Source organism: Ruminococcus sp. 1001713B170207_170306_F1 (assembly GCF_015668065.1).
In the GTDB taxonomy this organism is placed as follows: domain Bacteria; phylum Bacillota; class Clostridia; order Lachnospirales; family Lachnospiraceae; genus Blautia_A; species Blautia_A faecis.
In genome coordinates this window covers 70,880-85,072 of record NZ_JADPEX010000022.1, presented here as the reverse complement: position 1 = coordinate 85,072, position 14,193 = coordinate 70,880, and the positions used below count along the sequence as shown (strand labels likewise).

Sequence of the window (14,193 nt, the reverse complement as noted above, 5' to 3'; positions counted from 1 at the left end):
CTCAAGATAAGATGTCCCATTCGAAAGAAGTAAACCCCCTTGAAGACGACGAGGTAGATAGGGCAGGGGTGGAAGTGCAGTAATGCACGGAGCTGACTGTTACTAATAGGGTGAGGGCTTGACCAAAAATCGCAAGGTTTTGAAAAAGATTCTTGACAAATATTCCACAAGGATGTAACATGTATGTAGTTTTGAAGGTGCAAACCTTTATATTCCTCCTTAGCTCAGTCGGTAGAGCATTCGGCTGTTAACCGAAGTGTCGTTGGTTCGAGTCCAACAGGGGGAGTTTAATCGGAGCATGAAGCCCGATTTGATAAGGCTCCATGGTCAAGCGGTTAAGACACCGCCCTTTCACGGCGGTAACAGGGGTTCAAATCCCCTTGGAGTCATTCGCTTCGGCGAAGAACTAAATAATATGGTGCCATAGCCAAGTGGTAAGGCAAAGGTCTGCAACACCTCTATCCCCAGTTCAAATCTGGGTGGCACCTCTTAAAGCTCTTGATTTATTCAAGAGCTTTATTTGCGCACAAAATTCCGGTGCAAAATAGGTTTGGCTTGATCTGAAGGGGTGCGAGCTGCATTGAAAGTTCTGAACAGTTTCGAGGTGCAGTGCCGGAAGAAATTTTGGATTTGACGAAGGAGAAGAATTGAAATGAAAGAGGACAGACAGGACCTGACCACAGGCTCTATCTGGGGGAAAATGCTGCTTTTTAGTATCCCTCTGGTGCTGACCAACTTTTTGCAGGTGTTGTTTAATATGGCGGATATCGCGGTTATTGGTCAGTTTGCGGGCTCTTTATCATTGGGGGCAGTGGGATCCACTACTACGCTTGTAACTCTTTTTACGGGCTTTCTGATCGGTATGGGCGGCGGTACCAATGTTCTGGTGGCAAGATTTTTCGGAGCGAAGGATAAAGAAAGTACGATCAAGACGATACATACGGCTCTTTTGGTAAGTATGGCTGCGGGGATGATCGTACTGATCTTTGGACTGCTCTTTTCAAAGGGAATTCTGGAGCTGTTGAATACCAAGGAAGAACTTCTGGATGGTGCAGTACTGTATATAAGGATCTATTTTCTGGGAATGCCGGCAATGGCTCTTTATAATTTTGGTAATGCGGTGTGCAGTGCTTTTGGAGATACGAAGAAGCCTTTGTATTATCTGGGTGCAGCTGGTATTGTAAATATAGTATTGAATCTGTTTTTTGTAATTGTCTGTAAAATGGATGTGGCAGGTGTTGCAGCTGCAAGTATTATTTCCCAGTATTTATCTGCGTTTCTAATCCTCCGGGCTCTGGTAAAAGTGGGCGGGGATTATGCACTTCGTCTTTCCAAACTGAGGTTTGACAAGAGAATGGCAGGATACCTCATCCAGATCGGTCTTCCGGCAGGATTGCAAAACGGTATTTTTCAGGTGGCAAATCTGTTTATCCAGGCAGGCGTCAATACCTTTGATGCTACGATGGTGGCAGGTAATTCCGCTGCGGCAAATGCGGATGCTCTTTTGTATGACTCCATGGCTGCTTTTTATACAGCCTGCGGAAGCTTTATGGGGCAGAATTACGGTGCAGGGAAAAGAAAAAGAGTGCGAAACAGTTATCTGGTCAGCCTGGCTTATTCCTTTGGAATTGGAACCATAGGTGGTATTGCACTGGTTATCTTCGGCAGACAGTTCCTGGGTCTTTTTACCAATGATCCTGCGGTTGTGGATGCCGGAATGAAACGACTTACGATTATGGGATTTAGTTATGGATTTTCTGCATTTATGGACAGTGCCATTGCGGCTTCCCGTGCTCTTGGAAAGAGTGTTATTCCGACGGTTATTGTAATTATAGGATCCTGTATTTTCCGAATGGTATGGGTAAATACGGTGTTTGCCCACTTTAAGACGATTCCGTCTTTATATCTGCTGTACATTTTCTCATGGGGAATTACGGCAGTGGTGGAAATTATATATTGGGTACATGTATACAGGAACACAAAAATCGGATAAAAAATCCCGGGCATACGTGCTTCATAAAGGAAGCTGTGCCCGGGTGTTTTTTTGTCTGGAATTATGTGAAATTATTCAGCTGCTGTAACAGATGTAATGTGCGGGTTTACGCCCTCATACCAGTACAGGAAGCCTTCCATATCGATCTTATCGCCAATGTTCAAAGCTTCTACGGCTTTGTAAACATCGCTGTCTTTGTCACAGAGATAAGACTCTACTGTGAAAGTATAGGTTTCGCCGTTAAGGGAAACGTTGAAGTAAAGGTCATCTCCCTCAGAACCGGATCCATCGTAATTGTAAAGGTAAGCTACATCGTTTCCGTCAGCATCCTGTCCGGCAGCTTCTACGGTCATTCCCTTGAAAGATACCAGCTCGTTCTGATGATCGATCAGCTCGTCCTTACCAAGAAGATCTGTTACATCAAGCGGCTCTGCGATGTATTCGCCATCCTCAATCTCGAAAGAGGAAACATCTGCAACCTCAATCTCGCCAGACCATTCTGCCTTATATCCGGTTACTTTGATCTTGGTTCCCGGAACCAGCTTCTCATAGTCTTCTTCGGAGCATGGCATATTATAAATGAAGTATGCACCATCTTTGTCCTGGGTATAGAAGGTAGCTTTATCTTCCCACCAGGACTGCTTTGCCTGTACATAGGTCTCGATGGTAACTTCGTCATCAACAGCTGCTGCAAGGTATTCGTCATGGGTCATAACACCTTCGGATTTCACATCTGCATCTTCTGCAGTGCTGTCAGCTGCTTCTGTGTCATCAGCAGTTTCCTCTGCAGCAGTGGTATCCTCAGCCATAACAGCTGCCGGGAATGCAAATGTAAGAGAGAGCGCCATCAGTAATACAAGTCTTTTTTTCATAGTATCTCCTTTCTGGGTACGTAAATTCAGATGTCTGACAAGGTGAGTGTAAAGTCATCTGTCAAAAACGATTGTACACAATCACTTTTATTATAAACAAAATTATGGGGAAATCAAGCTTAAATATTACGCTTTTTTCGTTACTGTTCACTGGTAACGTTCCGCGAGGCGTTTTTGTGAACAAAGTTCACAGAAAACCCGAGAATTGCGGCGCGAAATCATGCGAATGCATGATTTCTGTGCATCGCGAAGCGCGTTACTGTGAACGAAGTGAACAGTAACCTTTTTTCTTCTTTAATCGTTCAAGTAAAAGATAAAGAAGAATCAGACCCCAGACTACTGCCAGACTTCCAAGAAGAATTCTGGATTCTGCGGGAAGAGGTCCAAGCTCTTTTTTCCCGGAGGACTGCTCAGAAGAAATCTGATCCAGGTGATACAGGGAGGTAACATCGCTGTAAAGTTTATCAATATAGGCATCATCAATCTCCTGTTTTCTTCGGACAGATTTGGTCACGCTTTCAATCAGCTGTCCTGCTGCATCACGTAAAGAAGCGGAGCCGTTAAATACAGGGGTGACAAAAGTGTGCTCCATATTGTCAAGGAGCAGCCTGGACGCTTTTATTTTTACATCGTAGTAAGTGGAATTGTCTTCCCCTTCCCTGGAAAGATAATCCTGATACTGGTCGGATTCCTGGGCTTTGCTGGTAACCGGCACATAACCTTCCGTTTCAGAATAAGCGGTCTGTACGTCATTTGTGAGTAGATACTGTGTAAAGAGCCAGGAGGCCAGCACTTCCTGAGGGTCTTTCTTATTGAAGATACATACAGAAGGTCCCTGTGAAATCATCTGCGGATTATCCGGATCAAACTGTGGAATGGTCATAACCTCTGTTTCAAAATCCACCAGAGCATCAGAACTGATGTCCACAAGAGGGGCATTTGTACCCATCCAGGTGGAGCCTGCTGTGGAATCAATGGCAAAGATACATTGCCCTGCATTCAGGAAGTTAGCCGGATAACTGGAAATTTTAAAAGTGGAAAAAGCACCGGTTTTTACATGCTCCGCGATGGTATCCAGCAGACTTGCCGTGGTGTCGTTAAAAAGCTGGATCTCTCCGCTGTCAGTGGAATATCCTGCATTTTTCTGCTTTAGCATTTCGATCATCATATTGTCTGTGGACTTGTCTATAAATGGAATCAGCACATTCTGATCGTTAACCTTGTAGGTTCCATCTGCATTTTGCGCCATGGCAGCTTCACTTACTTCCCACACAAAATCCCATGTGAGGGTTTCTGGAAGGGTGTATCCAAGCTTTTCCACATAGGTTTTATTTACATAGCAGGCTTCTGTGGAGCGCATGAAAGGCAGTGCATAATAGTGACCGGAAAAAGAACACTCCTGTAAAAAATGGGGAATGATCTCATCTTTTTTCACTGAGGCGAATTCAAGCTTATCACCGCCAAGTCCGTAGCTGGAATCTGCCATCAGATCGTCCAGAGAGACAACGGTATCGTTTCCCATAAGGTAGGTGGCAATATGGTCCGGGTAGGTGATACATACGTTCGGAGTGGTGCCTGTGGCGATGTTGGTGATTACATCGTTGTAGATTTTGCCGTAGTCCGTGTAAAGCCGAAGATCTACGGTGATATTGGGGTACAGGGCTTCAAAATCGGATATTGCCTTTTTATAGATTTCGGTCTGGGTTTTGTTTGTGTCGTTTTTGGCCCAGAAAGTGATCTCGTAATCTCTGGAGGTGTCAAATTCCCCGGGAATGGTAAAGGCACTTTGGTCCTTCGCGCCATGACAGCCTGTAAGCAGAGTCACAGAAGAAAGGGCAGCCAGGGAAAAAAGCAGGAAGGGCTTTTTGTGGAACGCTCCAGGATGTTTTTGTCTGAATAGTCTCATCCTTTTGTACCTCCTCTTGAAACTCCTGACATAATCTTGTTTCTGAAAAGTAGGAACAAAATGATCAGGGGCAGGGAAATCACAACTACCGCCGCCATCATAGCAGGGACATTTTCACGACCGAAACCGTTTTCGCGAATCTCCTGGATTCCGTTGGAAACCAGATAGTAGTTCTGGTCATCGGTGATCAGTCTTGGCCAAATGTAGGAATTCCAGCATTCGATTACCTTCAGGATAGCAATGGTGACCATGGTAGGCTTACAGATGGGAATCATCACCTTGCAAAGGTATTTCAGATCTGAGGTTCCGTCCACTTTGGCTGCACGGTAAAGCTCATCCGGTACCTGTTCGAAATTCTCTTTCAGAAGATAAATATAAAATACAGAGGTGACAGATGGCAGGATCAGCCCAAGGAAGGTGTTCCGCATATCCAGGTTGGTGATGGTCACAAAATTGGTAATGATCACAAGTTCGTTTGGAATCATCATCAGGGAAAGGAATAAAGTGAAAGCCAGATTTTTCCCTCTGAATTCAAGCCTTGCGAAAGCAAAGGCGGACAGTGTGATCACAACCATCATAATAGCAGTGGTGGCAACTGTGAAAATCAGTGTGTTCAGCAGATATTTTCCCAGGGGCACTGCTGTAAAGGCATCTGCATAATTCTGCAGGGTGGGCGTCAGTGTAAAGAAGGTGGGAATGTGCTCTGCGTTGTAGGAACTGTAGCTTTTTACAGAGGTAAGAAGCATCCAGTAAAAAGGAAACAGTACGACCAGAGCCCAGATGGTAAGCAGCAGGTAGACAAGGATGTTTCCCAGGGAATGCCGTCTGGCGGCAGTATGCTCCGATTTTGTAAACTGAGTGGTATCTTTTTCCATGTTTTCTCCTTTATGAAGACTAGTACATCGTTTTCGAAATAACTATACCACTCACTTGTCTGGGAATCCGATTGCACAGGCATAAAAGTCTCGGCGTAGCCCGCTACGCCTGCGTTTTTATGCCTGCACACTCGAATCCACATCCTACGCGATTGGTGTAGTTATTTACGAAACGATGTACTAGAGCGTGTTTGAAAAAGGCTTTCTGTAAAATGTACGTCACAATTTGTGAGAGATTTTGCCCGAAAATACCTTTCAGATAAAGAGGGTGAACCTTCACCGTTACGAGTAGTATACATGTTTTTTGCTTACAAGCAGGTTTATGCAGGTGATTGTCAAAACAATAACAAACAGCAGGATCGCTGCTGCTGAGGCATAGGACGGGTAGCCGCCGCCATTTCCGTAAAGCATGTCGTAAACATAGCCTACGATGGTGTTCATGCCAGCTGCGTTTAAGTCTGTGCCAAAAAGGGCAACTGAATCGCTGTAAGCCTTGAATGCACCGATAAAACCAGTGATGATCAGATAGAAAACAGTGGGAGAGATCATCGGTAGGGTGATCCGGATAAAAATACGGAATCTGGAGGTACCGTCTACCCGGGCTGCATTGTAATAATTCTGGTTTACAGAAGCCAGGGCACTGGTAAGGATCAGTACCTTAAAAGGCATAACGATCCAGATGGTATAAATACATAATACCAGCATCTTCGCCCAGTATGGTCCGTCAATAAAATCTACAGGTCCCTGTCCAAACAGCTTCAGCACCAGGTTTATCAGTCCGTCGGAATAAGCGGTTTTTTTGAAAAGAATCATGAATACCAGTCCAACGGCCAGTGTGTTGGTTACATATGGCAGAAAGTAAATGGTCTGGAAAAGTTTTTTCAGAGCCTTCACAGAACTTAAGGCAACGGAAATCAGAAGTGCCAGCAAAGTGGAAAGGGGCACTGTGATCACAACCAGGATAAAGGTATTCCGGATCGCCTGGAGAAAATATGGGTCATGAAGGACGTAGGAATAGTTGTACATACCTGTCCCATAGTAAGTCTGGGAAGCGGAATTATAGCCCTCTTCAAAGGAATAGATAAAAACATCGATAAGAGGGTAGACCATGAAAATACCCAGAAAAAGCATAGCCGGCAGAAGATACAGCCAGCCTTTGAAGTTTCGTTTGTTCATAGGAGCCTCCCTTTAAAGGTTGATCCGTTCACCGGTATCATGCCGGAACAGGAAGATCTTGTTTGGCTTGATAGAAAAACGGACGGTTTTTGCATCAAGCCGGATCTGGGTGTCAGAGCTGATGATGGAGCGGATCACAGGATTTACGGAGGATGCATGGGTGGAGACAACGGAGATGTCACGGCCCATTACTTCCATGCCGCCAAGCTGGCAGCAGAGCGCTCCCTTCTCATCGGGGATAAATCCCTCCGGACGGATTCCCACAGAAACCGGCTGGTCGGAGATCCCAGGTGTGAGAAGAACTGCATTTTCACCGATGTAAAGGCTTCCGCCGCGGATCTGTCCCTCGAATACATTGATGGGAGGGGTACCAAGGAATTTGGCTACAAACAGATTTACAGGGCTGTCGTAAACGTTCTGGGGCTTCCCGATCTGTTGTACCACCCCATCCTTCATGACTACGATCATGTCGGAAATGCTCATGGCCTCCTCCTGGTCATGGGTGACAAAGACAGTTGTGATCTTTGTAGCCCGCTGGATCTTGCGGATCTCTTCCCGGGTCTGGAGGCGGAGTCTGGCATCCAGGTTGGAGAGCGGTTCGTCGAGAAGCAGTACGCGGGGCATTTTTACAAGTGCACGGGCAATGGCTACGCGCTGCTGCTGACCGCCGGAGAGCTCGGAAGGACGTCGGTCCATAAGCTCTGTGATCTGCACCAGACGGGCTGCATTCTGAGCCCGCTCATCCATCTGGGATCTGGAAAGCTTGTCCTTTCCTTTCAGATTCTGAAGAGGAAAGAGGATGTTCTGCTTCACTGTGAGGTGGGGGTAAAGTGCATAATTCTGAAATACCATACCAACGCCGCGCCGCTCTGGGGGAAATGAAGTCACATCATCATCGCCGAAAAGAATTCTGCCGCTGGTTGGTTTCTCCAGGCCGCAGATCATATTCAGGGTAGTACTTTTCCCGCAGCCGGAGGGACCGAGAAGCCCGATCAGCTGACCGTCAGGAATTTCGAAATTGAAATCGCTTACAGCTGTGACCGGCTCCTGAGCCTTTCTTCCACGGGGCGGAAACTGCTTTGTGAGATGTTCTAATACTATTTTCATAATTTCGCTCCTAAATGTTTAATAAAGGTAACTGTCCAGTACCTTCACAGTTACCCGCTTCGCACTGCAGCGGAAAGCCTTTTTCAAACACGCGCTGGATGTCGCTGGAGGCGACCAGCCGCAGGCGGAGAATCCTGCTTGCAGGATTCTGTTTTATTGGGATTTCTGCGAACTGCGTTCCAAAAAACACTTTGCAGAAAATAGCTGCTTAATAAAGTAATTATAGCGAATTTGCATGAGTTGTACAATGAAATTTGGAAAAAAAATCCTCCTGCCTGTCTGGCAGAAGGAAATAAGACTAAAGTATGTCTGAAAAATCATTCCCACAAATTGTGACGCACATCTTGCAGAAAGCCTTTTTCAGATACGCTTTAAGCTTCTGGATTGTCAGCAGAAGCGTTGTCAGAAGAAGCAGTATCTGTGTTATCCGTTTCAATGCTGTCAGGTGTGGAATCTGTACTGCTCTGAGGCATAAGTGCAAGCTCCAGGGAAGTATCTGAATAGAATGTATTTGCATTATACAGATAAAGTACTTCCTGAATTTCCTCTACCTGCATCAGTTCTTCCAGATCGTCATAGAAATAACGAGGGTCTACCATAACAATCTTGCGGTAGTAAGGCGCCAGGAAAGGGATCAGGCTGTTTGCGTAGGAGTCTTTGATCACAAGTAAAGTACGGTTTTCCTCTGTAGGGGTGGTGATCACAACCTTGCCATGGTTTCCGTTAAAGAACATGGCGTATTTGTCTCTGGTTTCCAGCTTGCTGGTATCGTAAAAGCTGGCTGTTTTTTTCTGTTCGTCTACATAATTTACAACAGAGGAAGGAACCGAGTCATCTCTTGGAAGAAAGACATCCATTTCCTCTTTCTCAGAAGCACGGAAACCGCTTTTTGCGGAAAGGGTTCCCTGGAAGCTCATGGAAACCGGGAGCTTGTCGTAGGAGATAGAAGAAGAATCAATTCCAAGTACCTTTGCAAGCTGCATATAAGCGAAGTAAGCTCCCTGAGTAGTCCAGTGGTGGTCTGTGTGGTAATAAATTCCGTCATCCTTGTGCTGGGAAAGGGTGTCACGCACATCCACGAAAGTGACACCTGCCTTTTCAAGAGCAGCGGCAGTTGCGTCCAGATAAGGATTCTGGTCAGTGGCAGCAGCCAGGGCAGGGAGCTTATCTGAAAGGATATTCACGGCATTTGGCGCGATCAGCGCATACTGGGGAAGATCAGAATGCCTTGCTGCGAAATCTGTCATAGCGTTTACGGTACGGTTCAGACGTTCCTGGGAGGGTGCTGTAAAATCCTCCATCAGGTAGCCGCTTTTGCCAAGAAAAACACCGTTTTCCTCCGTATTTCCAAGGATACGCTGGGCTGTGGCGCGCAGTGTGATCCACCAGTCACGAAGAAAAAACTGGTCATTTACATAGGTTTCATAACCGTCAGCAAATTTGCCGGATGTGAGCTGTGAAACGCTGATAGCCGGACGGGAGGCCAGCACACGGTTTTCCTTCTGGGAAAAGCCCCGGTCCGGAACTAAAAAATTGATTATCAGTACTGCCAGGATGAAGATTCCGAAAAGGCATCCGGTCAGGTGATAAAAATAGCGGTATCCGTTTGGTTTCTTTTTCATGGGTCCTCCAATTAATACGGTATCAGTTCAGAACTTTTTCAGACACGCTCTAGAACTGCTGATACATAAATGGTGTGTAGGAACTGTAGATCATATACGCAATACAGAGGAAAAACAGGATTGCGTTTATCACTGCGGCAAGGTAAGTATTGCGTCTTGCAAGGCGCTTGAAATACTGGTAAAGCCCCGGACGGCAGCTGATCACGGAAATGATCATCAGGATCAGTCCGGATTTCAATGCATACAGGGAGGCACGGTCTGCGAAGCAGGAAGCTCCCAATCCAAACATGGCTCCCAGCATTTTTCCTATGGCTGCAGGTGTGGTCTGGCTGAAAAATACCCAGCCGATGATCACGGCAAACATGGTATATAAATTGCGAAGCCAGACAGGTGCTTTCTCAAGAAAACGTCCAAGAAGGAATTTCTCTGCCAGAAGAAGGAGACCGTAGTAAACACCCCAGAACACAAAGTTCCAGCTGGCGCCATGCCAGAGACCGGTAAGTGCCCATACCACAAGGATGTTGCGGATATGTCGGCCTGTGGAAACACGGTTGCCTCCCAGTGGGATGTAGATGTAATCACGGAACCAGCTTCCAAGAGAAATATGCCAGCGGCGCCAGAATTCAGAGACGCTGGTGGAAATGTAAGGATAATCAAAGTTCTTGTTGAAATTGAAGCCCAGCATTTGTCCAAGACCGATGGCCATATCGGAATATCCGCTGAAATCGAAATACAGCTCCAGTGTATATGCGCCAATGGCAAGCCAGGTTCCCACAAAAGAGGTAGTACCGGAAGACTGAAGGGTGGTGTACAGAGCGGAAAGATTGTCTGCAAGGAGAACCTTCTTGGAAAGCCCCTTGATAAAGAGCTCTGCACCTGCACCGAGGCGCGTTGTGTTTATACTGCGGCGGCTGATGGATTCCGAAATGTCAGTGTAGCGGACAATGGGTCCGGCTGTCATGTGCGGAAACATGGTGCTGTATACGGCATATGGAAAAAATCCTTTACAGGGTTCTGTTTTTCCCATATAGATGTCCAGGATGTAGGACAGATTCTTAAAGGTATAGAAAGAAAGTCCGATGGGCAATGCAAGCTGCGGATAGGTAAGCTTCAGTCCTGTGACACCGCTGACGGTATCAAGAAGAAATCCCCAGTATTTGAAAAATCCCAGGATCAGAAGGTTGATCACTACTGCGAAAATAAGGTTTCGCTTGCGGGACGGATCTTCATCGGTTATTTTCCCAAGCTCTTTGCCCATGTAATAATTGAAAAAGCTGGAAAACAGCATAAGAACCAGATAGGTAGGATCTCCCCATGCATAAAAGAAAAGGCTTCCTGCGAAAAGTACCGGATTACGGGCCCTGGCCGGCACGAAATAGTAGATCAGCAGAAATATGGGAAGAAAACAAAATATAAAAATTACACTGTTAAATACCATAACGTCAATTCTCCTATATCATGGATAATAAAGCCTGGCGAAGTTCCTGGGCGTTTTCACCGCAGAAATACCAGACATAGGCACCGCGCTTTTCTACAGAAGCTTCTCCGAGAAGTGCCATCTGATCAGTTCCATAGCCTTCGAAAATGTTCTTCTGACTTTCAAGATGAGCCTGAGCTGCTTCTAAATAGGCGCCTGCCTCAGAAGAAGAATTAGCCTTAACTACCAGAACTTCGTCTACAGACATTGGGGAGGCTGCTTTACGGAAAAAGTAGCTGTCTATGTCATTCTTATCAATCTGATAAAAACGGCGAAGACCGGAAACCCCTGGCTCACTAAGGTCCGTAACACCGGAAACCTGTTCAAGGGATGCAGATATTTTGTCCATGGATATGTCTGCTGCGTAGTCGGACACATAGAGGCGTCCCAGATAGACAACCAGGAAAATTACCATGACGGATTTTATGATAAGGGAACCGGTAAGCTTGAAATCAGAAAGGATGCTGGTTCCCTGATTTTTATTTTTCTTCAGATTGCCGCTCAGTTTGCCGGAAAAATCTGAGAGGATATTTCGTTTGGTATTCAGCTTCATACGAGACCTGCCCTTTCTGCCATATAAGTAAGCCATTTGGGGTAGTAGTTGTAAACCATATGCTCACCATCCGGCTCATACATGCTTTCGTCTACAAGGAATGTATCGTCTATAAAAGTGCATCCCATTTCGTCACAAAAGTCCCTGAGTGCCTGATTAAAGCTGTCATAATAAGCAAGGGCAGGACTTTGGTCGATGGCGCTTTGCTGGATGGGAAGAATGCTGTTGATGTAAATGGCAGTATCCGGAAGAGCATTCTGGATCTGTTTCACTTTCACACGGTAGGCGTCAATAAAAGCAGAGGAATCACCATTGTAAATTTCCAGGTCATTTGCTCCAAAGGACAGGAAAAATACGCTTGGATTCAGACTGATGGCGGTATTGATCTGGTCATCTGCATCGTCAATACGAAGTCCCAGCTTGGCAACTACAATACTGGTGTCAAGAAAACCATATTCTGCAATTGATTCTGTAATAGAGTCTCCTACAATAACAGTTCCCTGAAATGCCTGTTTAATTTGTACATCTGTGAGAATATCGCCAAGAACACCCTCCTCTGAGTCCGATCCGGTGGGCTTTTCTTTCTCGGAAAGTGCACGGATCGCATCCTCTATACTGGAGATATCGGCTGTTTCAAGCTTCTGAAGACGTTCAACTGTTTCCTGACATTGTTTGTCAGTATTGCCTGAACGAGAGCAAAAAAAAGCTACCCCTGCAGCCAGCACTACGACAGCTGGGATAACGGCAAGAATGGTTTTGTTGTTTTTAATATTTTTCAAAATTTAATTCTCCGATAAAAAATTAGATATAATGGAACTGTTCCCTGTTTGAACAGTTACGACATAATTCATTTTCCTTCGACATTCATTATAATACCACAGGGAAAAACTTCAAGTATAAAAATGGATTTTTTATATAGGAAATTATACTCTTTTTCCGGCTTTTTGTGGACGAATTTCACGAAAAGGTTTATACTGTCCAAAAAGAACCGGAGGATAACAGGAGGTTAAATGATGGAAGAGAAGAAAAGCAAAATTTTAAGAGGACAGATTCCAACATCTGTATTTTATATTCTTTTTGGACTGTGTCTGGCATTGATGCCTGTAGAAACGGTGAATGTTCTGTGCAAGGTGGTATTTGGGCTGGTTCTGATCGGGGCCGGTGTTTATCACATTCTGATCTTTGTTCTGGAAAAGGATAATTCTACCATATTGGATCTTTTTTCCGGTGTGATCGTGTTGGTGATCGGTATCTTTTTGTTTATGAATCCAACTGTGGTTGTGAAACTGCTGACTCTTATGCTGGGAGCTTTTATTCTGGTGGACAGCATCTGGATGATGCGCGGCAGTATGAAACTGAAGAAGCGCGGGCAGGGCGTTTGGAAGGCATTTCTGGTTGAAAGTCTGATTTTTATAGGACTTGGAGTGTTGATCCTTGTAAATCCATTTTCTGAAATCAGGATGACCGTGCAGATTTCAGGATGTATTTTTGTGGCGAACGGGGTGCTGGATATTATTTTTTATCTGATTCTGAAACACGGGCTGAAAAAAGAGATTCAGGATGGATCAGCTGGTGATGGAAAGAAAGAGGATAAAGTGACAGATGTTGATGTGGCTGTGAAAGATGCTGAAACACCGGACTCAGGTTTTGAACCTGCGAAGAAGGTTGACACGGAGACAGTCGAATCTGGTGCTGAAAATACAGGTGCTCAGGAAGAGCAGACAGATCAGGAAGAGCAGACAGATCAGGAAGAGCAGACCGATCTGGAAAAGCAGGCGGATCAGAAGCAGGAAGAAGAGGAAATTCTGGAGGAATGGAAGGATTGAAGCGGAACATTGTGATCATGGATTTTTCTGGAATTTACCAGGAAGAGCAGTTCTATGAGGGAGAGCAGATTTCCTGGATAGACCTGAGTGATATTTCAGGAACCAACTGCTATTGCGATGGAGATGCCCAGGCGCAGATTCTGGAACGAATGGAAAAATATCCGGTTTCCGGAATTTATTTTATTGATTCCGGAAATTATCATTATATGAGCAGAATCGGGATCGGGCGGGTGAAAGAGCCCTTCAACCTGCTGGTATTTGACAATCATACAGACATGCAGCTTCCTGCTTTCGGAGGGCTTTTGTCCTGCGGGGGGTGGATTGCAAGTGCACTGGAAGAGGTAGAAAAGCTTCAGGAGGTCTGGCTGATCGGGCCGGATGAGGAAGCGTACGGGCAGGTGGAAGAACCCTTTAAGGACAGAGTGCATTTTTTGTCCAGAGAGAGGCTGGCTGAGGCAAGGCCGTATATGGCTGAGAAAAAAGGTTCTGAGGAAGAATTGATCAGAAGCTTGGAAATTCCTGCCAATATACCGCTGTATATTTCCATTGATAAGGATGTGCTCTGTCCGGAGGAGGCAGCCACTACCTGGAGCCAAGGAGATATGACTTTAGAAGAGATGTTGAAAGTACTTCTGGCATTGTGCTCTCATTTTGAAAAAGAGAATGGAAAAATCCTGCAAGTGGATATCTGCGGGGAATGTGATCCGGATAAGAGTATGGAAAGTCCTAAAAATGATCATGCAAACAAGGAACTTTTAAGGTTCTGGAAAAAATGGTTTTGAGTGG

The 14,193-nt window shown here is 45.5% G+C and carries 12 protein-coding genes, 3 tRNA genes and 1 rRNA gene; 7 read left to right on the top strand and 9 right to left on the bottom strand.

All coding sequences use genetic code 11. The features are described from left to right. The 5 genes from I4V84_RS13695 to I4V84_RS13675 form a co-directional block, all read left to right on the top strand. Positions 1–126: ribosomal RNA gene (locus I4V84_RS13695) — 23S ribosomal RNA — on the top strand; the annotation flags it as partial. Between the two features lie 87 nt (positions 127–213). Then, positions 214–286: transfer RNA gene (locus tag I4V84_RS13690), tRNA-Asn, on the top strand. A gap of 31 nt (positions 287–317) precedes the next feature. Next, positions 318–389, top strand: a tRNA-Glu gene (locus I4V84_RS13685). Between the two features lie 28 nt (positions 390–417). After that, positions 418–488: transfer RNA gene (locus tag I4V84_RS13680), tRNA-Cys, on the top strand. A gap of 164 nt (positions 489–652) precedes the next feature. Continuing rightward, positions 653–1,993, top strand: a complete 1,341-nt coding sequence (locus I4V84_RS13675) for an MATE family efflux transporter (RefSeq protein ID WP_195992550.1) — start codon at positions 653–655, stop codon at positions 1,991–1,993. Positions 1,994–2,064: 71 nt separating this feature from the next. Here I4V84_RS13675 and I4V84_RS13670 read toward each other — a convergent pair whose 3' ends face one another. The 9 genes from I4V84_RS13670 to I4V84_RS13630 form a co-directional block, all read right to left on the bottom strand. After that, complete coding sequence (locus I4V84_RS13670) at positions 2,065–2,865, bottom strand: hypothetical protein (RefSeq protein WP_173717580.1); 801 nt, start codon at positions 2,863–2,865, stop codon at positions 2,065–2,067. A gap of 256 nt (positions 2,866–3,121) precedes the next feature. After that, positions 3,122–4,771, bottom strand: coding sequence for an extracellular solute-binding protein (locus tag I4V84_RS13665; protein WP_195992548.1), 1,650 nt, complete (start codon positions 4,769–4,771; stop codon positions 3,122–3,124). Next, positions 4,768–5,646 (bottom strand): carbohydrate ABC transporter permease, encoded by an 879-nt coding sequence (locus tag I4V84_RS13660; RefSeq protein WP_118583645.1) that lies wholly within the window; start codon positions 5,644–5,646, stop codon positions 4,768–4,770. The genes I4V84_RS13665 and I4V84_RS13660 overlap by 4 nt, the downstream gene beginning before the upstream one ends. A gap of 282 nt (positions 5,647–5,928) precedes the next feature. Then, complete coding sequence (locus I4V84_RS13655; protein ID WP_173735907.1) at positions 5,929–6,822, bottom strand: sugar ABC transporter permease; 894 nt, start codon at positions 6,820–6,822, stop codon at positions 5,929–5,931. A 12-nt stretch (positions 6,823–6,834) separates the two neighbouring features. Continuing rightward, positions 6,835–7,929 (bottom strand): ABC transporter ATP-binding protein, encoded by a 1,095-nt coding sequence (locus I4V84_RS13650; RefSeq protein ID WP_173715683.1) that lies wholly within the window; start codon positions 7,927–7,929, stop codon positions 6,835–6,837. Between the two features lie 371 nt (positions 7,930–8,300). Beyond that, on the bottom strand, positions 8,301–9,551 hold the full coding sequence (locus I4V84_RS13645) for a DHHW family protein (RefSeq protein ID WP_195380056.1): 1,251 nt from the start codon (positions 9,549–9,551) through the stop codon (positions 8,301–8,303). A gap of 49 nt (positions 9,552–9,600) precedes the next feature. Next, positions 9,601–10,989, bottom strand: a complete 1,389-nt coding sequence (locus tag I4V84_RS13640; RefSeq protein WP_195992546.1) for an MBOAT family protein — start codon at positions 10,987–10,989, stop codon at positions 9,601–9,603. A 13-nt stretch (positions 10,990–11,002) separates the two neighbouring features. Then, the gene (locus tag I4V84_RS13635; RefSeq protein WP_243284107.1) at positions 11,003–11,581 is read right to left on the bottom strand and encodes a DUF4358 domain-containing protein; all 579 of its coding nucleotides are present in this window, start codon (positions 11,579–11,581) and stop codon (positions 11,003–11,005) included. Beyond that, on the bottom strand, positions 11,578–12,360 hold the full coding sequence (locus tag I4V84_RS13630) for a GDSL-type esterase/lipase family protein (RefSeq protein ID WP_173718863.1): 783 nt from the start codon (positions 12,358–12,360) through the stop codon (positions 11,578–11,580). Before I4V84_RS13630 ends, I4V84_RS13635 begins: the two co-directional genes overlap by 4 nt. 231 nt (positions 12,361–12,591) lie before the next feature. Between I4V84_RS13630 and I4V84_RS13625 the strand changes: the two genes are divergently transcribed. Further along, positions 12,592–13,407 carry a DUF308 domain-containing protein gene (locus I4V84_RS13625; protein WP_195992544.1) on the top strand — a complete coding sequence of 272 codons (816 nt, stop codon included), beginning with the start codon at positions 12,592–12,594 and terminating at the stop codon, positions 13,405–13,407. Beyond that, the gene (locus I4V84_RS13620; RefSeq protein WP_195992542.1) at positions 13,395–14,189 is read left to right on the top strand and encodes an arginase family protein; all 795 of its coding nucleotides are present in this window, start codon (positions 13,395–13,397) and stop codon (positions 14,187–14,189) included. The genes I4V84_RS13625 and I4V84_RS13620 overlap by 13 nt, the downstream gene beginning before the upstream one ends. Positions 14,190–14,193: the final 4 nt, after the last annotated feature.